Annotated in this window: 23 protein-coding genes; 11 read left to right on the top strand and 12 right to left on the bottom strand. The window is 57.0% G+C overall.

Going from position 1 to position 22,308, the window contains the following annotated elements:
• The first annotated feature begins 4 nt into the window (after positions 1-4).
• Entirely contained in the window at positions 5-706 is a 702-nt protein-coding gene (locus ROA7450_RS03985; RefSeq protein WP_085804373.1) for an NUDIX hydrolase, read from the top strand.
• A gap of 6 nt (positions 707-712) precedes the next feature.
• Here the strand turns inward: ROA7450_RS03985 and ROA7450_RS03980 are convergent, their stop codons facing one another.
• From ROA7450_RS03980 to ROA7450_RS03970, 3 genes are all read right to left on the bottom strand, one after another.
• Entirely contained in the window at positions 713-1,615 is a 903-nt protein-coding gene (locus ROA7450_RS03980; protein WP_085804372.1) for an EamA family transporter, read from the bottom strand.
• A gap of 69 nt (positions 1,616-1,684) precedes the next feature.
• Positions 1,685-2,602 (bottom strand): fatty acid desaturase, encoded by a 918-nt coding sequence (locus ROA7450_RS03975; protein WP_085804371.1) that lies wholly within the window; start codon positions 2,600-2,602, stop codon positions 1,685-1,687.
• Positions 2,595-2,801, bottom strand: coding sequence for a DUF2061 domain-containing protein (locus tag ROA7450_RS03970; protein ID WP_085804370.1), 207 nt, complete (start codon positions 2,799-2,801; stop codon positions 2,595-2,597). Before ROA7450_RS03970 ends, ROA7450_RS03975 begins: the two co-directional genes overlap by 8 nt.
• A gap of 106 nt (positions 2,802-2,907) precedes the next feature.
• Between ROA7450_RS03970 and ROA7450_RS03965 the strand changes: the two genes are divergently transcribed.
• Positions 2,908-3,765, top strand: a complete 858-nt coding sequence (locus ROA7450_RS03965; protein WP_085804369.1) for a helix-turn-helix domain-containing protein — start codon at positions 2,908-2,910, stop codon at positions 3,763-3,765.
• Here the strand turns inward: ROA7450_RS03965 and ROA7450_RS03960 are convergent.
• The 3 genes from ROA7450_RS03960 to ROA7450_RS03950 all read right to left on the bottom strand — a co-directional run bounded on the left by ROA7450_RS03960 (position 3,762) and on the right by ROA7450_RS03950 (position 7,492).
• A complete protein-coding gene (locus tag ROA7450_RS03960) occupies positions 3,762-4,718 on the bottom strand; it encodes a DMT family transporter (protein ID WP_234999430.1) in 957 nt (318 codons plus the stop codon). The two genes, ROA7450_RS03965 and ROA7450_RS03960, sit on opposite strands and share 4 nt — an antisense overlap.
• Before the next feature lie 27 nt (positions 4,719-4,745).
• Positions 4,746-6,368, bottom strand: a complete 1,623-nt coding sequence (locus tag ROA7450_RS03955) for a N,N-dimethylformamidase beta subunit family domain-containing protein (protein WP_085804368.1) — start codon at positions 6,366-6,368, stop codon at positions 4,746-4,748.
• Positions 6,369-6,448: 80 nt separating this feature from the next.
• Entirely contained in the window at positions 6,449-7,492 is a 1,044-nt protein-coding gene (locus ROA7450_RS03950) for an aldo/keto reductase (RefSeq protein WP_085804367.1), read from the bottom strand.
• 37 nt (positions 7,493-7,529) lie between these two features.
• Here ROA7450_RS03950 and ROA7450_RS03945 point away from each other — a divergent pair, with 37 nt between their 5' ends.
• From ROA7450_RS03945 to ROA7450_RS03935, 3 genes are all read left to right on the top strand, one after another.
• Complete coding sequence (locus tag ROA7450_RS03945; protein WP_234999429.1) at positions 7,530-8,159, top strand: YceI family protein; 630 nt, start codon at positions 7,530-7,532, stop codon at positions 8,157-8,159.
• A gap of 65 nt (positions 8,160-8,224) precedes the next feature.
• Positions 8,225-9,469: an MFS transporter gene (locus tag ROA7450_RS03940; protein ID WP_085804366.1), complete on the top strand. Its 1,245-nt coding sequence runs from the start codon at positions 8,225-8,227 to the stop codon at positions 9,467-9,469.
• Complete coding sequence (locus tag ROA7450_RS03935) at positions 9,466-10,344, top strand: DMT family transporter (RefSeq protein ID WP_085804365.1); 879 nt, start codon at positions 9,466-9,468, stop codon at positions 10,342-10,344. Before ROA7450_RS03940 ends, ROA7450_RS03935 begins: the two co-directional genes overlap by 4 nt.
• Positions 10,345-10,435: 91 nt before the next feature.
• On the opposite strand, the gene ROA7450_RS03930 is transcribed toward ROA7450_RS03935, so the two are convergent.
• Positions 10,436-10,801 carry a hypothetical protein gene (locus ROA7450_RS03930; protein WP_085804364.1) on the bottom strand — a complete coding sequence of 122 codons (366 nt, stop codon included), beginning with the start codon at positions 10,799-10,801 and terminating at the stop codon, positions 10,436-10,438.
• Positions 10,802-10,948: 147 nt separating this feature from the next.
• Between ROA7450_RS03930 and metG the strand changes: the two genes are divergently transcribed.
• Entirely contained in the window at positions 10,949-12,715 is a 1,767-nt protein-coding gene (gene metG / locus ROA7450_RS03925) for a methionine--tRNA ligase (RefSeq protein WP_085804363.1), read from the top strand.
• A 12-nt stretch (positions 12,716-12,727) separates the two neighbouring features.
• Here metG and ribD read toward each other — a convergent pair whose 3' ends face one another.
• The 5 genes from ribD to ROA7450_RS03900 all read right to left on the bottom strand — a co-directional run bounded on the left by ribD (position 12,728) and on the right by ROA7450_RS03900 (position 16,936).
• Positions 12,728-13,822, bottom strand: coding sequence for a bifunctional diaminohydroxyphosphoribosylaminopyrimidine deaminase/5-amino-6-(5-phosphoribosylamino)uracil reductase RibD (gene ribD, locus ROA7450_RS03920; RefSeq protein ID WP_085804362.1), 1,095 nt, complete (start codon positions 13,820-13,822; stop codon positions 12,728-12,730).
• Positions 13,819-14,298 carry a transcriptional regulator NrdR gene (gene nrdR, locus ROA7450_RS03915; protein ID WP_085804361.1) on the bottom strand — a complete coding sequence of 160 codons (480 nt, stop codon included), beginning with the start codon at positions 14,296-14,298 and terminating at the stop codon, positions 13,819-13,821. Before nrdR ends, ribD begins: the two co-directional genes overlap by 4 nt.
• 136 nt (positions 14,299-14,434) lie before the next feature.
• On the bottom strand, positions 14,435-15,967 hold the full coding sequence (locus ROA7450_RS03910; protein ID WP_085804360.1) for a zinc-binding metallopeptidase family protein: 1,533 nt from the start codon (positions 15,965-15,967) through the stop codon (positions 14,435-14,437).
• 2 nt (positions 15,968-15,969) lie between these two features.
• Entirely contained in the window at positions 15,970-16,395 is a 426-nt protein-coding gene (locus ROA7450_RS03905) for a secondary thiamine-phosphate synthase enzyme YjbQ (protein ID WP_085804359.1), read from the bottom strand.
• Between the two features lie 7 nt (positions 16,396-16,402).
• A complete protein-coding gene (locus ROA7450_RS03900; RefSeq protein WP_085804358.1) occupies positions 16,403-16,936 on the bottom strand; it encodes an SRPBCC family protein in 534 nt (177 codons plus the stop codon).
• A 194-nt stretch (positions 16,937-17,130) separates the two neighbouring features.
• On the opposite strand from ROA7450_RS03900, the gene trxB reads away from it, so the two are divergent.
• The 5 genes from trxB to ROA7450_RS03880 all read left to right on the top strand — a co-directional run bounded on the left by trxB (position 17,131) and on the right by ROA7450_RS03880 (position 21,777).
• Positions 17,131-18,072, top strand: coding sequence for a thioredoxin-disulfide reductase (gene trxB / locus ROA7450_RS03895; RefSeq protein WP_085804357.1), 942 nt, complete (start codon positions 17,131-17,133; stop codon positions 18,070-18,072).
• Between the two features lie 142 nt (positions 18,073-18,214).
• The gene (locus ROA7450_RS03890; protein WP_085804356.1) at positions 18,215-20,290 is read left to right on the top strand and encodes a bifunctional sulfate adenylyltransferase/adenylylsulfate kinase; all 2,076 of its coding nucleotides are present in this window, start codon (positions 18,215-18,217) and stop codon (positions 20,288-20,290) included.
• Positions 20,291-20,310: 20 nt separating this feature from the next.
• Complete coding sequence (locus ROA7450_RS21255) at positions 20,311-20,538, top strand: hypothetical protein (RefSeq protein WP_085804355.1); 228 nt, start codon at positions 20,311-20,313, stop codon at positions 20,536-20,538.
• Positions 20,535-20,711 (top strand): hypothetical protein, encoded by a 177-nt coding sequence (locus tag ROA7450_RS21130; RefSeq protein ID WP_200812920.1) that lies wholly within the window; start codon positions 20,535-20,537, stop codon positions 20,709-20,711. Before ROA7450_RS21255 ends, ROA7450_RS21130 begins: the two co-directional genes overlap by 4 nt.
• 115 nt (positions 20,712-20,826) lie before the next feature.
• Entirely contained in the window at positions 20,827-21,777 is a 951-nt protein-coding gene (locus tag ROA7450_RS03880; RefSeq protein WP_200812919.1) for a murein L,D-transpeptidase catalytic domain-containing protein, read from the top strand.
• Positions 21,778-22,308 lie beyond the last annotated feature (531 nt).

The following is a 22,308-nucleotide window of genomic DNA, read 5'->3' as shown; positions in this document are numbered from 1 at the left end:
CATCATGACCATCGACAAAACTGCCATTCGCAATGCGGCCACCGTGATCGTATTGCGTGATCGTGAGAGCAACCCTCATGTTCTGATGGGGCAACGCGGCGCAAAGGCTGCCTTCATGCCTTCGAAATTTGTCTTCCCCGGCGGCGCGGTCGATGCAGAAGACGCAAACATTGCACTATCAAGCCCCCTGCCTTCGCTGTGCGCGGACCGCTTGCTCGAAGACAGCACCGAAGATCTCTCGCACGCACTTGCCGTCGCCGCCATTCGCGAGCTTTGGGAGGAAACCGGCCTGATCCTGGGACGATCCGGTGGCTGGAACGGCGACATCCCTGAAGACTGGCAGAGCTACGCCGCACGTGGCTTTCTGCCCACCGCCGATGGATTGCAATTCTTCTTCCGTGCCATCACTCCCCCGGGTCGCCCGCGCCGGTTCGATGCACGGTTCTTCCTGCTCGACGCAAGCCATCTTTCCGGCGATCTGGATGATTTTTCCGCCGCCAGTGATGAGCTGTCACACCTGCAATGGATCCCGCTCTCTCAAGCGCGCGAGTTTGACCTGCCCTTCATCACCGAGGTGGTGTTGGCTGAGGTTGAAGCCAAAGCACATGACCCGGCCCCGCCTGCTTCGGTTCCGTTTTTCAAGAATGACGACGAAGCCAGCCTGTTCATCCGCCTGCGTGGATATAGCCCCAAGTCTGACGAATAGCGCGTGCTACCCCAGTACGATCAGCAACAGGATGCTGGCGCTGAGCAAGCCGATGCCTGACAGCTCGCGCGCCGTAATCTTCTCGCGAAAGAACAGCACCGAGGCGAGCAGCGATAAGATCACCTCGATCTGTCCCACGGCAAAGACATAGGCCGCATTCTGCAAAGCAAAGGCGGTAAACCAGCACAGGCTGCCAAGCATGCTGGTCACACCCATCCACACCGCCTGGCGCCGCGCCGCCCAGACCCGGCCCAACTGGCCTTGCTCTCGCCATCGCAGCCACAAAGACATCCCGATGGTTTGAGAGGCTGTGACTGCAGCGATCGACACCACCGCTCGCAGGAAAGCATCGTTACTGGCGATCTCCAGCGTCGCCCCGCGATAGCCCACCGCCGATACGGCAAAGAATGCGCCTGACAACACACCCAGCCCCGCTGCCCGGTTCATCAACCGACTTGACCATTTACCCGACCCTTCGGGTGGGTCAGACAAGACCAAGACGCCAACAAGGCCAACTAAGATAGCAGAAAAGCCCGCCATGCTGATCCGGTCTCCCAGCACCAGCAGGCCCACCAAGGCGGTCTGAATGACCTCGGTTTTCTTAAACGTGATGCCCACGGCAAAGTTGCGCTGCACAAAAATCGCCACCACGCACCATGTTGCCAAGATTTGCGCCAATCCGCCGCTCAACACAAACAACCAGAAGCGCCCTGACAGATCCGGCACTCCTACACCGGACCAAATCAGATACCCAGCCGCTACTGTCGCCGCAAAGGGAGCGGAATATGCAAAGCGCGCAAAGGTCGCCCCGCCCGAAGACAGGGTCCCCATGCTAAGTGACTTTTGTAGCATGAATCGCAACGTTTGAAACGCTGCGGCCGCGATTGAGAGAAAGATCCAGGCTTCCATCCGGCCTTCTTGCCCGCCTTTCCGCGGCTTGGCCAGAACGTCCTTCGATCTCCTCGCGAATAAAGTGCTTTATTCTCCCGGCTCAAGCTCTCGCCACAAGGGGTGTGGGACCGGGTCCTTGGCTTTGAGGAAATATTTGCGGAAAATCTCGGCATATGAACCGTAACGATAGCCATCGTTGCGCCGCAGGTACTTCTCGCGATCACCTTCGTAGAGTGCAGGCAGATCGTACCACGCCACTTTGGGGTGCATGTGGTGCACGACATGGAGGTTGTTGTTAAGGAAAATCCACGCCAGCGGCCCTTTGTCCTCGATCACGACGGTGCGCCCGCTGGCACGTTCATGGGCTCGGTGCTCCAGAAAAGTGCGAATCTTCAGGATCGACAGGGCAACATAGCAGCAGATCAGATAGGCCCAGAGCGGCATGGGTGAAGTGGCCACCCACCAAAGCACCGGAATCACCGCCGGGATCTGCCACAGCCAGGCATTCCGCGCTGCAGTGTCACCTTTGTTCGCGGCGATCCAATCGGCCCGCATAAAGGCGTACTGCCCCACCAATGGCCCAACTGTCAGCCGCCCCAGCAAGGTGTTGTTGAACTGCAAGACCCGCTGTCCCCAACGCGGCAGGGTCGCCCAGATCTTGGGGTCGAAAAAGTTTGATTCCGGGTCATCGTAAGGGTCGGTCAGTCGCGAATCCTGATGGTGCAGCAGATGCAGATCACGAAATCGCTGATAGGGGATTGCCACCCCAAGACAGGGGAAAACTGTCAACTCATTCAACCACTTGGCGCGAAACGGATGACCATGCAGAACTTCATGCGTCAATGACGAATGCAACGCCACAAAGATGATCGTCGCCACCATGCCCAGTGGTAGCCAGAGCGCAGCGAGCCAAGTTGTGGCCATGGCCCACCCCAGATAGCAAAACACCAGCAACGCCAAAGTTAGCCACTCAATGGAACGCGTTGGAGTGCTGACATCAGCCATGAATCCGTCCCCATGAAATTTTCGCCCAGGCACGCTCGTATGCGAAATAGCAGCACAGGCCGATCAGGGTATTCACAATCGCCATCGCACCACCAACCATCATCGATCCGGTCATGATCAACCCAACAAGGGCCATCATAGTTAACCCCATCACATTCCAAATGACTGCCTTCACCAGCGTGCGCCGCTGCGTTTCCATTTCCGTACCTCTTTGTGAGCTTCACAATTCTGTTACCGAATAAATTGCCGCGGCGGCATTCCGAATACAGTTAACATTTTTCTGCATTTGTGATTATTATCACCATATGAGTTATAAAACCGACAAACGAGACCGCGCCGCGCTGTTTCGCAACCGCCTGGCCGAGGCAATCAAAGACCGCGGCAGCAATCAAAGCGCCTTGGCCCGCACCATTGGCGTGGACCGATCAACCATTTCACAACTACTCAAGGATCATGGCGCGCGCCTGCCGAACGCGCAGATTGTCGGCGAATGCGCCTCAACTCTTGGGGTTTCGGCCGATTGGCTATTGGGCCTGACGGACCGCCCGGAATCCGCCGCCGATATCCTTGCCAGCTCGCTCTCGATGACACAGGCCAAACGTGCATTGATCGATGATCAGATCTTTGCCTGGCACCAAGAGGCCGCCGGCTACAAGATCCGCCACGTCCCCGCTGGCCTGCCCGACATGCTCAAAACCCGAGAGATGCTGGAATGGGAGTATGCCCCGCATCTGGGCCGCAGCACCGATCAGGTGATTGGTGCCTCCGAGGATCGGATGAAATGGATGCGCGAAACCAATTCAGATTACGAAATCGTTTTCCCACTTTATGAAATGCAATCTCTGGTCCATGGCGAAGGCTACTATTCCGGCCTGCCCGAAGGCATTCGTGACGCCCAAATTGCGCACCTGCAAAGCACCACCGCACAGCTCTATCCCAACATGCGGATATACCTCTACGATGCTCGCCGCCTGTTCTCAGCACCAATCACGATCTTCGGCCCGCTGCTGGCCGCTGTCTACATCGGCCAGACCTATATGGTGTTTCGCGATACTGAACGGGTGCAAAGCATGACCGCCCATTTTGATCATCTAGTGCGCGAGGCCCACGTCGGAGGACGCGGTCTGCCCGATCATATTCAAAGCCTATGGGACGCTCGCTAGGCGACACGGCTCCGGTGGAATTTACGTAACAGCCGCCCGTCGGTCACCACCAATCCCAGCGCGATCAGCGCAAAGCCCGCCCAAGCTTCTGGCCCCAGCCGCTCACCCAGAAACGCCACGCCCAGACCGACAGAAAACGGTGGGATCATCAGGGTGACCAGCATCAGGTTGGCACTGCCCGCCCGCACCAGAATGGCGAAGTAGAGGAGATAAGCCAGCGATGTCGACAGGGCGGCCAATGCGAGAAGTGATGCCCAAATGCCAGAAGATAACTCAAGCGATGGAACATCATCCACCCACAGCACAATCGGCACCATCAAAACCGTGCTACCTACCAGCATGCCCAGCGCATTCATCAAGGGGGGCTGCCCCGCCAAAGTGCGCTTGGCCCAGACCCCAGCAAAGGCATAGGACAAGGCCGCCCCCAGGATCGCCAGTTGCGCCAGATTGCGCGGATCATAATTGGTCAACGCATCCGGCCCCATAATCACACCGACGCCGATCACGCCAAAGATAGCACCGACGATCTTGCGCGGGGTCAGTGGCTCATCCTTGAGCAGCAACCCGGCCACCACGGCACCGAATACCGCGGTCGTGCCATTCAAAATAGACGCAAGACCGCCTTCAATCTGCGTCTGCCCCCAGAAGATCAGTGAAAACGGGATCACATTGTTCAGCGCGCCCATCACCCCGTAGCACAGCCATGTTTTGGGCGATCGCGGCAAGGCAATACCTTTCCACCAAACCACCGCCAGCAAAAACGGCACCGCCCAGAATACGCGATGCAGCGTGATGGTCAGCGGCGGCACTTCGCGCAATGCAATTTCGGCAAAGAAAAACGACCCGCCCCAGACAGCGGCTAGCGCCAGCAGCATGAGGCCAGAAGTCAGGTTAATCGTCGGTGTTGTGTTCGCGTCCATTGTGTCGTGATCGCACAGAGCTAGATCACGCACGACCCGTTTCTTGCGCTTTGCACGTTCTCACGCACCAAAACGATCCAGCACGTTCCTCGTGACCTGCTCCACCTGCCAATCACGTCGGGTTAGCCCCATGACCCACTCGCAAGTTCCCGCCGTAAACACCTCGCCCTTACCGCGTTTCCACGAAACAATCGCGCCGTTTCCGCGCGTCGACCGGTCCACCGCCTCAGGTGTTTCCTCGCCCAACAGGACCCGCGCTTTGTAATGCGCGTCGGTGTCCCCGATGTACACGGTCTCTCCCCATAGCCCATGATCCGGCTCAACATGCGTGGCAAGGCCCATCGCCAGAATTTCAATCGCCGGGTCGGCCCCATCTGCCCCCGTAACAAATGGCAGACCATCCTCCATCCGATAATCCACTCCATCGACCTCGTAGCCAAAAATCCGAGAACCCGCGCCCAGTTGGTCAGCATAACCAATCTGCGCGTTTTCAAACGCCCAGTGCTGCGGACGATACACAGTAAACCCACCACTGCCTTGCCCCACGCACCGGCCCAATCCGGCATACATGCCCTGCAATCCATTGACACCAAAAGTCTTTGTGCCGGGCCAACCGACCGGAGACGCCTCCCACGCGGTTGTCACCAGATGCTCCTGATCACTCCCGACCAGCGGATCGTTTTCCGCATCGTATTTATAACAAACCTGCGTGTGCCCCCCGTCTTCAATCCGCGTCTGCCACAGAAAATTCCCGCCAAACCTAGCAACCTTTCCGCCAGCCTCGGTATACTCATCGACGGTCATGCGCATATTGGCCGACCAATACTCATCATGCCCGACAAAAATCGCGCATTTATATCGGCTGAGCAGATCTGGATCGGTTTCCAGATCATGCTGTGTGGCAAAATCCAACGCATAGCCCTGCGCCTCGGCCCAGCGTGCAAAGTGGCGTTCATAACCGGCCCATCCGGCTGAGGCGTATTTCTTGGAGTAGCCATAGGCATAGGCCCATTCCATGTAGGGGTAGCGCACCATTGCCCTCGGTACATGCGGCACTTCGGGCACAGCACGCGGGGCCCCTTCGGGCAGTTTACAAAACCCTCGGGTCCACGGCCTTTGCGTTGAAACCACCGGCGAAAACGCATTCCCTTCAGGCCCGGTGATCCCTTCGTAGTGGTTTGATCCGCCCCAACAATTATAGGCCAGCCAAGTTCCCGTTGCGCAAATCAGAACGTAAGGTGCAGGGACCTCAGATCGGCGAAGCAAAAACATATGATGCTCCTCCACACGATCCCCGTCCCGTTCGGCTCGTAGTGTGATCAGATAGCCCCCCGCTGGCCAATCTTCCGGGATCAAGAAGTCGTAGGAACTTTCCCAATCACACCCTCGGACCGAGCAATCAACCGGCGTATCCTGATGTGTTCCCCTCAAACCGACTTCGGACAACTTTGGCTCATAGCGCGACCCATCTCGGCCCACCTCCAATTCCCAACGATCTGCCGTGGTCGAAACTCGCAATTGCACCGTATCTCCCGGCGCATAAGATATATGCTCGGTGTAGCCCCAGATCTCCAATACGTCCGGGTCACGCGCGGGGCCAATATAGTAGTTGTCCAGAATATGCCGCGCCTTGGCGCGGGTGCGCGGCGTAGCCGCCGGAGTGGGGTGTTCGGATCGCGTCACCGCAAATCATCCTCGCTATGGCTGTGTCGAAACAGGATTCCATCTGCACGACTCAACCTCACCCCGAACCCAGTTCGAAATCAATACGGCATCGCATTCTCGCGGTGCGCCGTGTCAATCTCGACCAATACTTCATCGTTCAACGTGATCTCAACACTGCCCAGCGCCAAATCCAGTTGTTCCATCGTGGTTGACCCAAAGATCACCGACCCCATGAATGGCCGCTGCATCGCCCAGGCCAGCACCATTTGCACCGGCTCCAGTCCATTTCGCTGCGCAATATCCAGATAGGCCTGCACGGCCGCAAAGGCCCGATCTGTTCGCCGTCCACCCAGATCGCTGACAATCGACATGCGCGAACCTTCGGGCACGGCGCCATTTTGATACTTTCCGGTCAACAACCCCGCCGCCAGCGGCGAAAACGCTAACAGGTCAACATCTTCATTCACACTCAGCTCAGCTAAATCGGTGTCGTACATCCGGCACATCAGCGAATATTCGTTCTGGATTGAGGCCACGCGTGGACCGTGACCCGCGTCCGACAGGCGCAACCACTGCGACGTGCCCCAGGCAGATTCGTTCGATAGGCCAAAAGTCCGGATTGTCCCGCGCTGCATTTCACGCTCCAGGGCCTCAAGACATTCGGCCATATTGTCCAATGTCTCGGCTTTATGCTGGCTGGACGGATCATAGCGCCAGTTCTGCCGGAACATATAGCTACCCCTGTTGGGCCAATGAAACTGGTACAAATCGATGTAGTCCGTCTGTAGTCGCTTCAGAGACCCCTCAATTGCCTGTGAAATCGTCTGTCCAGAAATGGGTGCGCCATCACGGGCATTCTTGAATCCCGCCCCCGAATGTTTCGACGCCAATATCATATCCTGCCGGCGCCCGGTCGCCGCAAACCAATTGCCAATGATCTCCTCGGTGAGCCCCGTGGTCTCAGCCGAGATCGGGTTGACTGGGTACATCTCCGCCGTATCGACAAAGTTGATCCCGCGCTCCAGCGCGCGATCAATCTGGGCGTGCCCTTCAGTTTGGGTGTTTTGCGTCCCCCATGTCATCGATCCAAGGCACAGCTTGCTTACCGTCAGATCTGTCCGACCCAGTTGTTTCATCTGCATGAATTTTGCCCTTTTTCGTGACCCATATTACAAAAGCGTGACAAACAGTGACTCGCCAGCACGGCACCTGCGCCCTACTGTCCCCCGCATGATCAAACTCATCTCACGTTCTTTCTGCCTGATCCTGCTCGCTCTGGCCACCCCGGCCGTGCAGGCCGCCCCGCACATCTATCTGTTGGATCCTGCACAATCCAAAGTCGGCTTCAGCTATGAATTCAGCGGCGCGCCTAAAAAGGGGCAAATGCCTGTTAAATCCTCCGATATGCGATTGGACCTGCGCAATATCTCGGCCAGTCAGGTCTCGGTTACGCTTAGTGCCCATGACGCAAAGGCGGGGTTCATATTCGCCACCGAGGCGATGAAGGGTCCGCAAGTCCTGCACACGCAGGAATTCCCAGAGATCACCTTTACCTCGACCAAGATCACTGGCTCCCTGTCCAAGGCCAAGATCTCCGGCAAGCTGACCATTCGCGGCGTGACCCGTGATGTCACGCTTGATGCTGGTCTCTTCCGTCAAAGCGGTACCGACGCACAAAACCGGAATAACTTGGTCGTCCATCTGACCGGCACCATCAACCGGCATGATTTCGGTGCCAGCGGCTTTCCGTCTTATGTAGGCGATCTGATCACGCTCAATATTCAAGCGCAAATCGACAAAGAGGGTTAAAAACGACCTGCCTTTGTCGAATAACCACAGGCCAATAATTTCCGACCTGCGATCCTTAAGTCATTATGCGCACGCTGATTTCCTTTGCCGCTCTCTTCCTCTCCATCGCCTTGATGCAGTTGTCCTCGGGTGGTGTGGGGCCACTTGACGCCCTGTCCGGCATTGCACTGCACTTCACCACAGCCCAGATCGGCTTGTTGGGTTCCGCGCATTTCTTGGGATTCTTCATCGGTTGCTGGTGGGCTCCGCGCCTGATGGGGGCCATCGGTCATTCCCGCTCTTTTGCCGCCTTCAACGCGCTTGGGGCGCTTGGCCTGCTGATGCACATGCTGATCATCGATGCCTATGCCTGGGCCATAATGAGAATGGCCAGCGGGCTCTGTGTGGCCGGGTGCTACACTGTGGTTGAATCCTGGCTCAACGCCAAGGTCACCAATGACAACCGCGGCCGCACCCTCGGCATGTTCCGCATCGTCGACATGGGCGCATCCCTCATGGCGCAGATGCTGATCTCGGTTCTCGCACCTGCGCATTACGTTTCCTACAACATCCTGACCCTGTTTTGTTGCGCCGCGATCCTGCCCTTGATCCTGACGCGTGCCAGCCCGCCCTCGGTGCCCAAGGCCCCGCGCCTGCGTCCGATGCTGGCATGGCAATGTTCGCCCCTGGCGGCGGCTGGCGTGGTTGTCGCTGCACTTTCAAGCGCAACCTTCCGCATGGTCGGCCCGCTTTACGGCCAACAGGTCGGGCTGGAAGTGGGCCAAATCGCCTATTTCCTTGCGGTTTTCGTGCTGGGCGGCGCACTAGCGCAGTATCCTGTCGGCTGGCTGGCCGATAAGTACGATCGCCGCAAGGTGCTGATCGCTCTGTCCATCGCTGCAATCATTTGCTGCATCCTGACCGCGCTTTCGCATGATCTGAGTACAACCGGGGTCTTGCTCACCGCCTTCTTCTTTGGCCTCACGTCTTTTCCTATTTATTCAGTCTCTGCCGCCCACGCCAACGACTTTGCTGACAGCAGTCAGCGGGTCGAGCTATCAGCGGCTCTGATGTTTTGTTACGCCATTGGGGCTATTGCCTCACCCCTGCTGGCCTCAAACCTGATCGAAATGTTCGGCCCCCCGGCCATGTTCGCGATGATCGCGGTGGGGCACGGTCTACTCATTGTTTTTGGTCTTGGCCGGATGCGCGCGCGCCCGACACGCGGCGACCGAACCCGTTATGTCTGGTCACCTCGCACCAGCTTCCTGATTGGCCGCCTGACCAGTTCCTCGCGCGACGACGAGGCTGAAGAGCACGAGCCCAAATGACAAAACCCCAAGCCACCGCCACCATCCTGCTCGGTGCCACCTTCATGAGCTTCGTCGGCCTGACAATGCGCATGATTGATCAGGCCGATGGTTTTCAAATCCTAATCTACCGTTCAGCTGCGCTAGCCGGCATGATCGCACTCATGGCTTGTTTGAAGCGCAAAGTGTCTCCTCTCAGTTTTCTGCGCAGCCTTGATCGCAATGATATGGTCATGGGGTTTGCCCTCTCTGTCGCGTTCACCACCTATGTCTTTGCGATGCTCAATACCTCCGTTGCCTCGACACTGTTCATTCTATCGATCTCTCCCCTCTTTGCGGCACTGATGGCGTGGGCATGGCTGGGCGAACGCCCGACCAAGATCACTCTCGTGGCCATGGGGCTGGCGATAATTGGCGTTGGATTGATGGTGCAAAGCGGCGCAACGCAAGGTCGTTCCCTTGGCAATATATTCGCTTTCATCTCAGCTGCTTGCTTTGCATTGATGCTGACTCTTGCACGACGCTCTCGCAAAACCGATGTGCTGGGCGGGACCTTCATGGGCGGCATTTTCTGCGTCGTGATCGGCATTACTTGCGCGCTACTGCTGGGCAACGGCCTAAGCGTCTCACAATATGACCTCTGGCTCAGCCTGTTCATGGGTGGGTTTACCATTGGTATCGGCATCGGGTTTGTCACCTGGGGCACACCTTACGTGCCGGCCGCCGAAGTTGGGCTTCTGGTCCTGCTGGAAAGCGTGCTTGGCCCGATCTGGGTATGGCTGTTTGTCAATGAGGCGATGTCATCCTCCGAGATCATCGGCGGGATCATCGTCCTGACTGCCATCGCCGGTCAGGCGGCTTTTGGGAGACGACCTTCGCGCGTCAAAGCTATCTAACCTACCTACATAGATGGTCTCACAAATTTAAAACCTGCTTATCAGCGCCTAACAAACATAGAGCAGACTTCTTTATCACCGTTCGCGCCACTTAGAAGCTGTAAGCGTGCAACTCTGCACTTGAAATGAAGCTCTGGTCGTATTCTGAAACAGTTTCGGCTTCATCCACGGGATCGAATGAAACGTAGAGCAAGCCGTCATCTCGTTGGAAAAACTTCACTCGCTCAATGTTGTAAAAGTAGTAATCGTCAGACCAATAAAAACCAAATTCCTTACAGCCAAGAAATCTAAGTTCAATCTTCCGATGTTCGGAAGACGGTCTCATACAGATTTCAATATGGATTGATACAGATGGGTCGGTGTCGCGTACATCAATGCGCTCAATCCGCCCATCAATCAAACTGTTGTCGCCAGCAAAGTGTATGATCGCGCCTTCGTCCTTACAAATGAAATTCATTTTACACTCTTATAACAATCTTTAGTCACCCTAAGCGCGTTTCACTTAGCTAACAACACAGCATTCTAAGCAAATCCCGATACCCTCTGGCCCTGCTGCCCGCAGCACGCTAAAGGGGGCGTTGAAACAGATTCAAAGGCATAACCCATGGCTCGGCATCTCATCACCTCCGCCATTCCCTACATCAACGGGATCAAACATCTGGGCAACCTTGTCGGCAGCCAGCTGCCAGCCGACCTTTACGCCCGGTATCTGCGCGGGCGTGGGCATGAGGTGATGTTTCTGTGCGCCACGGATGAACACGGCACCCCGGCTGAACTGGCCGCAGCCAAGGCCGGCAAACCCGTCGCCGAATATTGCGCCGAGATGTGGCAGGTTCAATCCGACCTCGCCGAGGGTTTCCGCCTCAGCTTTGACCACTTTGGTCGGTCTTCCAGCGAGCAAAACCGCAAGCTGACCCAGCATTTCGCCGCTCGTCTGGAGGACGCAGGCCTCATTCGTGAAGTCAACGAAACCCAGATGTACAGCCACGCCGATGGCCGCTTTCTGCCTGACCGTTATATCGAGGGCACCTGCCCCAACTGCGGCTTTGACAGCGCACGTGGCGACCAATGCGACAACTGCACCAAGCAGCTGGACCCGGTCGACCTGATCAATCCACGCTCCACTGTGTCCGGCTCTACCGATCTGGAGATGCGTGACACCAAGCACCTTTACTTGCGCCAGTCTGCAATGAGAGGTGAACTGCGGCACTGGATTCAATCTAAGATGAAGCCGACCACGCTTACAGTTGAAGGGGAAAAAGTCGAACCCGAAGACCAAAACTACTGGCCGACTCTGACTACCTCTATTGCACTGAAATGGCTGACGGATGGTGACGGGTTGCAAGACCGCGGCATCACCCGCGATCTGGACTGGGGTGTGCCCGTCAAAAAGGGCGATCAGGACTGGCCCGGTATGGAAGGCAAAGTCTTCTACGTCTGGTTCGATGCGCCGATCGAATACATCGCCTGCGCGCAGGAATGGGAAGACGCGGGCAAAGGCTCCGACTGGGAGAGCTGGTGGCGCACCGACAAAGGCGCGGATGACGTGACCTATACGCAATTTATGGGCAAGGATAACGTCCCCTTCCACACGCTCAGCTTCCCCTGCACCATTCTGGGGTCAGGCGAGCCGTGGAAGCTGGTGGATTACATCAAATCCTTCAACTACCTGAACTATGACGGCGGGCAATTTTCCACCTCGCGCGGGCGCGGCGTGTTCATGGATCAGGCGCTTGAAATCCTTCCGTCCGACTACTGGCGCTGGTGGCTGCTGTCACATGCGCCTGAAAGCTCGGACAGTGAATTCACCTGGGAGAATTTCCAGGCCAGCGTGAACAAGGATCTGGCCGACGTGCTGGGCAACTTTGTCAGCCGCGTCACCAAATTCTGCCGGTCAAAGTTTGGCGAAGTAGTGCCCGCAGGTGGTGAATACGGAGCTAAAGAATTGCAGCTTATCGAAGACCTTACTGTAGGGATCGAGAGCTATCAAAAAATGATGGATAGAAAGTTCGTTAGACGTTCATCACAAGATTTACGGGCCATCTGGGTCGCAGGCAATGAATACCTGCAAGAGGCCGCGCCTTGGTCGACCTTCAAGGAAGATCCTGAAACAGCCGCCGCACAGATCCGTCTGGCTCTGAACCTCATCCATCTCTACGCGGTGCTCTCAGCCCCTTTCATTCCCGACGCCAGCGCTACAATGCTGAAAGCAATGAACAGCGATGACACCACCTGGCCTGAAGACGTTGCCGCCGCACTCAACAGCCTGAACGCCGGTCATGCCTTCACCGTCCCGGATGTGCTTTTTGCCAAGATCACCGACGATCAACGCGAAGAATGGCAAGCCCGTTTCTCGGGCACCCGAGACTAAGAGCCGTCGCGCTCAGCGACGTTCCCAGCGGTGCAAGACGTCACCGCCAATCGGGCGGGCTTCGATCAGCTTAAACCGGTTGGTTTCTTCCAGCCGCGACAGTCCTTGCGCCCCGATGGCAGGTAGCCCTTCGGCCCCGATAGACAATCCCGCCGTAAAACCGACCAGTTCATCAACCAAATCCGCCGCCAGTAAGGACGCGGCCACTCCGCCGCCACCCTCACAAAACACCCGTGTCAATCCTTCGGCACTCAGCGTTTGCAAGACCGCGCTCATATCCAGCTGCGGGCCCTGGGTGGCACAGGGCAACAACTTGGCACCGATGCCTTCCCAAGCCTCGATCAGCGCGACGTCCGCATCTGCTCCATGACACAGCCAAAGCGGCACCTCCTTCGCAGTGCGCGCCAGTTGTGACATCATCGGCAAGTCCAACCTGCGCGACATCACCACCCGAACCGGCTGATGTGTCACTCCCATATCGCGAACAGTCAGCGAGGGATCATCGGCGCGCGCTGTGCCGCCGCCCACCATTACCGCATCATGGCTAGCCCGCATCGCATGCACCATGCGCCGTGCCTCGGGGCCTGTGATCCATTGGCTGTGACCGCTTGCTGTGGCGATCCGCCCATCAAAGGAACTGGCCAGCTTTAGCGTCACCCAAGGCCGCCCGGTTTCCGCACGGCGCAGGAAACCCGCTAGATCGCGACTCGCCTCATCGCCCAGTACGCCGACTTCAACCTCGATCCCGGCCGTGCGTAGCATGGTAAAGCCCAGCCCCGCCACTCGTGGATCAGTATCTTCAATCGCAACGACAACCCGAGCCACACCAGCGTTGATCAGCCCTTCGGCGCAGGGCGGTGTCTGCCCGTGATGCGCGCAGGGTTCCAGCGTAACATAGGCCGTCGCACCACGCGCCGCTTCGCCCGCCTGATCCAATGCCACACGCTCCGCATGCGGTCGCCCACCTGGCTGGGTCCATCCGCGCCCAACAATCCGGCCCTCGCGCACAAGCACACAGCCAACTGCCGGATTAGGCCAGCAATTGCCCTGCCCGCGCCGCCCCAAAGACAGGGCGAGCGCCATATAGCGTTGGTCGTTCTGGGTCACTCTTCTTCGGAATTGTCTGTGACGGAATCCGGGCGTAATTCGCTAACGAACTTGTCAAAGTCATCCGCCGCCTGGAAATTCTTGTAGACGCTCGCAAAGCGCACGTAGGCCACGGTATCAATACGGGCAAGGCTTTCCATTACGATCTCGCCGACGTTTTTCGATTGAATATCTGTCTCGCCTAGGCTTTCCAACCGGCGCACGATGCCCGAAATCATCTGGTCAATCCGCTCTGGCTCAACGGGTCGTTTTTGAAGGGCGATGCGGATTGAGCGTTCCAACTTGTCGCGGTCAAAATCTTCGCGGCGTCCGTTAGATTTCACCACCACCAGATCACGCAACTGCACCCGCTCATAGGTGGTGAACCGTCCGCCACAGGCTGGGCAGAACCGCCGCCGCCGGATCGAAACGTGATCCTCTGCCGGGCGTGAATCTTTCACTTGTGTATCAATATTTCCGCAAAACGGGCAGCGCATCAGCCAATCCCCTTTTCTAATCTACCTGCATCCCAATGGGGCTTAAGCCCACTTATCCACAGCCACTATAGGGGAGCCGCAAGGTTTTGGGTAGAGGGGAAATTACACCGCTACATCCAGACGGTAATTGGACAAATTACCCTGGCAAATGCCAGTGACGACCGCGTTTTGTCTCCACATACTCAGGCCAGGCAAAGTCGAGCGGAGGCTCATAATCGCACAGAGGCGCAATGAAATTATCGCCGCTTCTGCGTGCTTCAAACTCCTCCCAAGCCGCTTCTCTAACATCCTTATCCGTCAACACCCGCAAGGCCGAATGTGCCAAGACTCGCGCCGCCGTCGTCACCATCGGATCAATCAATTGCGGGATGCCACCCAGCGCATTCATTGCCCAGGCCGGATATGGCCCATCACGCAACGCAGGCCGTGCGATATAAAAGCGCGCCGTCGGTGCATGCCAGCTCATGTCGGTATAATCATCCGAAGTGGAATTACGCTGCTCAGGCGGCAGTGATTGCCGCAACTTCTGCTCCGCTTCCTGCGGCGAAATCATCTGCGTGCAGGCGTCTATCAACGGGTTCTCAGCCCCCTCTTTCCCGCATGCCAACTGCACTTGACGCGCCAGATCCAGCGCTGCTGCGTCCCATTCCGGTGCACCGACAGTTTGCAAGCTGTCCCATACGACTGAGGCCATCGCATGATTGGTCAAACCGGGGCGCGATTTGCAGACCCAATGTTTTTCTACCACGCAGCCTGTCATATCCGCGACCGAGTTGGAAATGCGGTCCAGCTCCCCGCTGATCCGTTCTGCCATCGCCAGATCCGGCACCCGGATCATGTATTGGATATCCGCCTGCACGGCTGGCAAGTTGTCCGCCGTCGCCTGCCCCATGCCCAAAATCGCTTCGGACACCGACCAGCCACCGCGATGTGGCAGCATACTATCGCGCAGGTTCCGCACCGTCTGATACATCAGCATCAAGGCGTCATTGGCGCCCGGAGCCCGCACATCAGAATGACTTTGAGGGATCGGCGTGCCATCCTGCGCACCCCATGTTTCTGGCGTCTCACACCGAAACCTGTAAATCATCGAATAGGCCGCGCCGCATTGGGTATTCCAACGCACCGTGTTGCACAGCGGCAGCATATAAAACGGATGAAATGACAGCATCGCCGCCAACCCGTCATAGTACCCCAAGGCGGCATGGATTGGTTTAGAGCCACGCACCTTCTCTGCAGGCTCCCCTGTGAACCGCAGCCCCCCCTGAATACCATGCTTCTCCATCGCGGCCTTAGTGGCCAACAGCCCACCCAAGGCCCCAATACCCAACCCCGAATGCGGATCGGTGTGCCCGGCCGCCAAATAGCCCAGCCCGTCGCGCGGCGCGCGTTCTGGGCGCGCGGCCTGACAATTGCCCGGCACTGCATCATATTCGGCATACATCCCCACCTTGGGACCATCGCCATTCGACCATTCGGCACAAAAGGCCGTCGGCATCCCGCCTGAGCCTTCCTCGACGGAAAAGCCTTCTTCCCGCAAGCATTTCACATACCACGCAGCCGAGCGATATTCGCGCCAAGCGGGCTCGGCATAATCAAAAATCGTCGCACACCAATCAGATAAATCCTGCTGATGCGCCGCCACCCAGTCATCTGCGGTTTCAAACATGCTCACCTCCCTGCCATATGCGCCACAACCTGCCGCCGATGCGGGGCATCGCGATGTTCAAACACGTAGACCCCTTGCCACGTCCCCAGCACCATCCGCCTTCCACTCACCGGGATCTGCAGGCTCACCGGCATCATCGCCGCCTTGATATGTGCAGGCATGTCGTCCGGCCCTTCATAGGTATGGGTCAAATACGACATCGACGGATCGGTGGTCGGTGGCACCAAACGGTGAAAGTAATTGCGCAGATCGGTCTGCACTTCAGGGTCAGCGTTTTCCTGAATAAGCAAGCTGGCCGAAGTATGCCTGATAAACAACGTCAACAGCCCCTCGTCCACTTGACGTTCCGCAACCCACTCTTTGACCAGACCTGTAAACTCGTAGAGTCCCTGCCCGCGTGTGGAAATCTCAAAAACCGTTTGCGGCATCCCTGATTTATCCGCCCTCAACCAGTGTCTTCAGGTTTTGCAATCCGCGCTCGTAATCAGCACCAACCCAATCGTCCATCTTCAACCCCATCCATCGGCCAATCGGCCCGGCCCCCATATCGGCCACCATGCCCCATGTCGCGGTGGTCTGACCGTCAGCCTCTTCAAACGTCCAACTGGCATCGGCCGTGCCCATGTCTCCGAAATCCAGCGCCACAGCGACGGACTGGTTCTCGACTGCTTCGACAATCTCCATATGTCCGCGGCCCACATTCGGGTTATCCGACGCCCATTCCATCACTGCGCCAACACCAGCTTCGACCTCATTAAAGGTCAGTTTGGTCTCCGGATCCTGCCCCAGCCAAGGCGACCACGCGGTTGTCGCTTGCAAATTACTGACATGCGGGTAAATCTCTGACGCAGGTGCCTCAATCACGATGCTGCGCTCAACCGCAACTTCACGCGGCAACAGCATTCCGATAATCACGAACGCCACGACCAGAAGTAAAAGTCCAAAAAACAGCTTTTTCAAAATGCGCATCTTCGCTCTCCTTTGCCTGCAGACAATCATAACATGAATCCCGGCACAACGTCCCATTTCGCAGGCAAATTCTGCCACAGCATTCCCGATCCAATGGAACATTGGAAAACCCGTACCCAAGGGGTTTCAAGCCTGGCCATCCATGGCTATATCAGATCAACTTTTTACTTCCGTCCTGCCAGAACGAGGCCCCCATGTCCGAAACCCGCCACACCAGAACCCTGATCATCGGCTCCGGCCCCGCTGGCTATACCGCTGGCGTCTACGCCAGCCGTGCAATGCTGGAGCCGATCCTGGTGCAAGGGATCGAACCCGGCGGGCAATTGACCACCACAACCGAGGTTGAAAACTGGCCCGGCGATACCGAAGTGCAGGGCCCCGACCTGATGGTCCGCATGGAAGCCCACGCCAAGGCGATGGGTTGCGAAATCATCGGCGACATCATCACCGAGCTCGATACAGAAAGCCGCCCGTTTGTGGCCAAGGGCGACAGCGGAACAGTGTACACCGCCGATGCGGTGATCCTCTGCACTGGTGCTCGTGCCAAATGGCTGGGCCTGCCGTCCGAGGAAGCCTTCAAAGGCTTCGGTGTCTCGGCCTGTGCCACCTGTGACGGGTTCTTCTATCGCGGTGACGAAATCGTTGTCATCGGCGGCGGCAATACGGCGGTCGAGGAAGCACTGTTCCTGACCAACTTCGCCAGCAAGGTGACACTGATCCACCGCCGTGACGAGCTACGTTCAGAAAAAATTCTTGAGGACCGCTTACTCAAACACCCCAAGATAGAACCGCTGTGGTTCCACGAGCTTGAGGAAGTGCTGGGCGACGACATGCCCAAAGGCGTCACCGGCGTGCGAGTACGCAACAACCAAACCGGCGAAATTTCGGAAATCCCCTGCAAGGGCGTCTTCATTGCCATCGGCCACGCCCCCGCCAGCGAGTTGGTAAAAGGCAAGGTCGAGATGCACCACGGCGACTACGTCAAGGTCGAAGCCGGCAGCACCCGCACATCTGTCCCGGGCCTGTTTGCGGCCGGTGACCTGACCGACCACACCTACCGCCAGGCTGTGACATCGGCAGGCATGGGCTGCATGGCTGCGCTGGATGCCGAGCGGTTCCTCGCAGAACAAGACTAAACCAAACGCCGCTTTTAGAAGCAGCATCACATTACAATTCAATTGAAACACGCCAAGACTGACCTCTCGGCGTGTTTTTTCTTTGCCTTCCGTGCAAATTCATGCAATGCGTTCACCCATGAACACACATTGAGTCGCTACCATGGTCACCGCGCCCGAAAAATCGCTTTTGCAGGAAGAAGATCAACTCTTCCGCCTTCTGCGCCAGTTGGAACTGGCGCCGGACGCTTCGCAGCGCGCGACAGCATCGGCCCTTGGTATTTCTCTTGGCCGCCTCAACGCGCTTTTACGTGCAGCGACCGAGTCCAAGTTGGTCTCCATCAGCGACCGCGCAGGCACTGACAAACGTCAGCGCTATACCTACACCCTGACATCACGCGGCGCGGCGGAAAAACTTCGCCTCACCGATCAGTTTCTCACCCGGAAATTTGCCGAATACGATGCGCTTCATGCGGAATTAACCGGTACCACCAGCGGCCTTGAGCCCTTTAAACACAGGACCAAACTCGTGCAAAACAACCTTGCCCCCATCCCCGAGCTCTATGTCTCTTACGACTCTGCGCAAAAGCTGAAAGTCGAAGCGGCTGACCTGACCAGCCACGACCTGACCCCGCGCCAGATCTGCGATCTGGAGCTGCTGATGAACGGCGGCTTCAACCCGCTCAAAGGCTTCCTGTCCGAAGAAGATTATAACAGTGTTGTCGACAACATGCGTCTGGCCGACGGTGCGCTTTGGCCAATGCCAATCACGCTGGATGTGTCCGAGGATTTCGCACAAGGTCTCGAACTGGGTCAGGACATCGCCCTGCGTGACCAAGAAGGCGTCATTCTGGCTACCATGACTGTCACGGATCGCTGGGAGCCCAACAAGGCCCATGAGGCTGAAAAGGTCTTTGGCGCAGATGACGACGCCCACCCAGCCGTCAATTACCTGCACAACACCGCTGGTAAAATCTATCTCGGCGGTCCAATCGTCGGCATTCAGCAACCCGTTCACTATGACTTCCGCGCCCGTCGCGACACGCCAAACGAGCTGCGCGCTTACTTCCGCAAGCTGGGCTGGCGCAAGGTTGTCGCCTTCCAGACCCGCAACCCGCTGCACCGCGCCCACCAGGAACTGACCTTCCGCGCCGCGAAAGAAGCCCAAGCCAACCTGCTGATCCACCCGGTAGTCGGCATGACCAAACCGGGCGACGTTGATCACTTCACCCGCGTGCGCTGCTACGAAGCGGTGCTGGATCAATACCCTTCCTCCACCACCACCATGAGCCTACTGAACCTTGCCATGCGCATGGCTGGCCCGCGCGAGGCGGTTTGGCACGGCCTGATCCGCAAAAACCACGGCTGCACCCACTTCATCGTCGGTCGCGACCACGCAGGCCCCGGCAAAAACTCTGCCGGCGAAGATTTTTACGGCCCTTACGACGCGCAGGATCTGTTCCGCCAGTATGAGGAAGAAATCGGCATCGAAATGCTCGACTTCAAACACATGGTCTGGGTTCAGGAACGCGCCCAATACGAGCCGATGGACGAAATCAAAGACAAGGACGACGTCACCATCCTCAACATCTCGGGTACCGAACTGCGCCGCCGTCTCTCTGAGGGTCTGGAAATCCCTGAATGGTTCAGCTTCCCCGAAGTTGTCAAAGAACTGCGCCGCACCAAACCTGCGCGGTCCAAACAGGGCTTCACGGTCTTCTTCACCGGCTTCTCCGGTTCGGGCAAATCGACCATCGCCAACGCTTTGATGGTCAAGCTGATGGAAATGGGTGGCCGCCCGGTGACACTGCTCGATGGTGACATCGTGCGTAAAAACCTCTCATCCGAGCTGGGTTTCTCGAAAGAGCACCGCGACCTTAACATTCGCCGCATCGGCTATGTTGCGTCCGAGATCACCAAAAACGGCGGCATCGCCATCTGCGCACCCATCGCTCCCTATGCCACAACCCGCCGCGCGGTACGTGAGGACGTCGAAGAATTCGGCGCCTTTGTCGAAGTTCACGTCGCCACCACCATCGAGGAATGCGAGCGTCGCGACCGCAAGGGCCTTTATAAACTGGCCCGCGAAGGCAAGATCAAAGAGTTCACCGGCATCTCTGATCCTTACGATGTGCCCGAAAATCCAGAACTCAGCGTCGAGACAGAAAACGTCGAAGTCGACAACTGCGCCCATCAGGTCATTCTGAAGCTCGAACAAATGGGCCTGATCGCCGGGTAAATTTAAGATCAATAAGAAACATGAAACCCCGCCTTTCTGGCGGGGTTTTGCTTTTCAACATGGTGAAAGTTGATGCCTCTGAACTTGAAGTCGCAAAACAAACAACGCAGGGCATAAACAAGTTATTTCGCATCATTGCTCAGAAAACTGATAGAAAACATAGCACCCATTCCGGATCAGCAGAAGTTTCACGTCCCGCACAACGCCTGTTGTTTCAATGCATCCCGACGTGTACGCTCACAACATGAAACGCATTCCCAAAGAAACAACAGATGATGCTCTGGTTCAGGAATTCCTGAACAAGGGTGGCAAAGTCAACGTTGGCAAAACCAAGCCAATGCCAAGCGAATTGGGCCTGAGCAATAACGTTTGGAACGCCAAACTGACCAAAGAAGAGAAAGCCGCACGCGACAAAAAATAGGTGCCCGTTCGAAAACGGACGGAGGTGTTTTTTTGTGCAATTTCTGCTACACTCCCCCCGAGGCACAATAGCAGGAGACCCTTCAATGATTTTGAAGTTACGTCAGTGCGCCATCATGGCAACAGCAATCGCTGCCATGACGATCACAATGCCAAATCAGGCATCAGCCCTCTCATCTTCCATCCCCGGATGGCTGCAAAAACATGTCGGCACAGGCAACGGCCAGATCGCACCTGTTGTTCTTGAACGGGCTCGCGCTCTGTACAAGAAAAAACTCAAATCCGGCGCAGTCAAAAACCCTTGCTATCTTGCCATGGACGCCACGCGCCCCAGCACCGCTTCGAACGGCAGCGCCAAGGCACGGTTCTACGTGATCTGTGAAAACAAGAGATCCTTCAAAGCAGTCTCTTCCGGTTACGGAAACGGGCGCAAACTGCAACGCGCAAATTTTGCAAACGGGCGGCAATGCGCCAGACACTTCAGCAACACCGAAGGGTCCAAACTCACCGCCGGCGGGGCCTACACCACGGCTGAATTCCGCACCTCCTTCAAAGGTTACTACACCAGCTCGGGCAAAAGAAAACCGTTTCACCGCACCTTCCTTTTATTCGACGGAGAAGGCGAAACCAGCAACGCTCGCGAACGCGCCATCGGCGGGCACCGCGCCATGTTCCTGAAATGGCAATGCCGTTTTAAGAACCCGCAAAGCCCCTATGCCGACGAAGACGGCTACACGCCCTATGGAAGGTTAGTTGATTACACCTCGGGCCGCAGCAACGGCTGCACCACCTGGTCCAGAAACGCGACACAAGAGATCCTCGCATTGGTCGAAAACAACCCAACAACCCTCTACATCTACCCGGAAGCGCGCGACATCAACGCCGTCGCCAAAGCCGTGAAACGCGGGAAGTCCCCCGCCAAGGCCGGGCTCTACTGGAACGCCGCCTGCCTCAAAGCCATCGGCGCCCCAAAGTTCTGGCCCAAACAACAGCTCCAGCCGATCATCAACTCCTGGCGTCAGTCCCTGCCCGAACCAAAACCGTACAAGCTGCCCATTTGTCAGTAGGTGTGTGAAAGGCGCCCAAATAGATTGGCCCAAAGAACCACGCTTCATAAATAGAGTTCACATATGTAAATATCCCAGCCCGGAATCAGGCGCGCGGCGCCCCGGGCAGAGCCCGACCGCCCAAATGGGCGGGCTCTTTTGCTACGCTTCCAAGCCTAAATCAGGTCAGATGTACTTTGAAAGATAAACCACCAGTTGGAGACCATCCAAACGCCCACCCGCGGTCTGACACCGCCCTCTCTATGCAACCCATCTTTCATCTGCTTTGAGACCAAAGTGCTTGGGCTTGCAGCCGCAGCAAATAGCTGTGTATACCACAGCAGTGGTTAATCATCGGCTCTAGCAAGCCGCCTCATATGAACAGTGAATCTTCAGTACCTTCCTATGCCGCTAGGGTCGCATCTCTCGGTGGCTTCTTGGACGGCATCAGTTACCTAAACCAAGACCGCCGCTCCGACTTCGCAGAAGCGTTTGTCGTAGAATCGTCGGATGACCGCGAATTTTCAGAGTACATACATACTAGTTTCTCGC

The organism is Roseovarius albus (assembly GCF_900172335.1).
GTDB classification, from domain to species: Bacteria; Pseudomonadota; Alphaproteobacteria; order Rhodobacterales; family Rhodobacteraceae; genus Roseovarius; species Roseovarius albus.
The sequence above is the reverse complement of the archived record's forward strand: the minus strand, read 5'-3'. Positions and strand labels throughout refer to the sequence as shown.

Coding starts and splice junctions, on each gene's coding strand:
- ROA7450_RS03985 (WP_085804373.1), top strand. CDS start 5: ATGACCATCGACAAAACTGCCATTCGCAATGCGGCCACCGTGATCGTA.
- ROA7450_RS03980 (WP_085804372.1), bottom strand. CDS start 1,615: ATGGAAGCCTGGATCTTTCTCTCAATCGCGGCCGCAGCGTTTCAAACG.
- ROA7450_RS03975 (WP_085804371.1), bottom strand. CDS start 2,602: ATGGCTGATGTCAGCACTCCAACGCGTTCCATTGAGTGGCTAACTTTG.
- ROA7450_RS03970 (WP_085804370.1), bottom strand. CDS start 2,801: ATGGAAACGCAGCGGCGCACGCTGGTGAAGGCAGTCATTTGGAATGTG.
- ROA7450_RS03965 (WP_085804369.1), top strand. CDS start 2,908: ATGAGTTATAAAACCGACAAACGAGACCGCGCCGCGCTGTTTCGCAAC.
- ROA7450_RS03950 (WP_085804367.1), bottom strand. CDS start 7,492: ATGCAGATGAAACAACTGGGTCGGACAGATCTGACGGTAAGCAAGCTG.
- ROA7450_RS03940 (WP_085804366.1), top strand. CDS start 8,225: ATGCGCACGCTGATTTCCTTTGCCGCTCTCTTCCTCTCCATCGCCTTG.
- ROA7450_RS03935 (WP_085804365.1), top strand. CDS start 9,466: ATGACAAAACCCCAAGCCACCGCCACCATCCTGCTCGGTGCCACCTTC.
- ROA7450_RS03930 (WP_085804364.1), bottom strand. CDS start 10,801: ATGAATTTCATTTGTAAGGACGAAGGCGCGATCATACACTTTGCTGGC.
- metG (WP_085804363.1), top strand. CDS start 10,949: ATGGCTCGGCATCTCATCACCTCCGCCATTCCCTACATCAACGGGATC.
- nrdR (WP_085804361.1), bottom strand. CDS start 14,298: ATGCGCTGCCCGTTTTGCGGAAATATTGATACACAAGTGAAAGATTCA.
- ROA7450_RS03910 (WP_085804360.1), bottom strand. CDS start 15,967: ATGTTTGAAACCGCAGATGACTGGGTGGCGGCGCATCAGCAGGATTTA.
- ROA7450_RS03905 (WP_085804359.1), bottom strand. CDS start 16,395: ATGCCGCAAACGGTTTTTGAGATTTCCACACGCGGGCAGGGACTCTAC.
- ROA7450_RS03900 (WP_085804358.1), bottom strand. CDS start 16,936: ATGCGCATTTTGAAAAAGCTGTTTTTTGGACTTTTACTTCTGGTCGTG.
- trxB (WP_085804357.1), top strand. CDS start 17,131: ATGTCCGAAACCCGCCACACCAGAACCCTGATCATCGGCTCCGGCCCC.
- ROA7450_RS03890 (WP_085804356.1), top strand. CDS start 18,215: ATGGTCACCGCGCCCGAAAAATCGCTTTTGCAGGAAGAAGATCAACTC.
- ROA7450_RS21255 (WP_085804355.1), top strand. CDS start 20,311: ATGAAACCCCGCCTTTCTGGCGGGGTTTTGCTTTTCAACATGGTGAAA.
- ROA7450_RS21130 (WP_200812920.1), top strand. CDS start 20,535: ATGAAACGCATTCCCAAAGAAACAACAGATGATGCTCTGGTTCAGGAA.
- ROA7450_RS03880 (WP_200812919.1), top strand. CDS start 20,827: ATGGCAACAGCAATCGCTGCCATGACGATCACAATGCCAAATCAGGCA.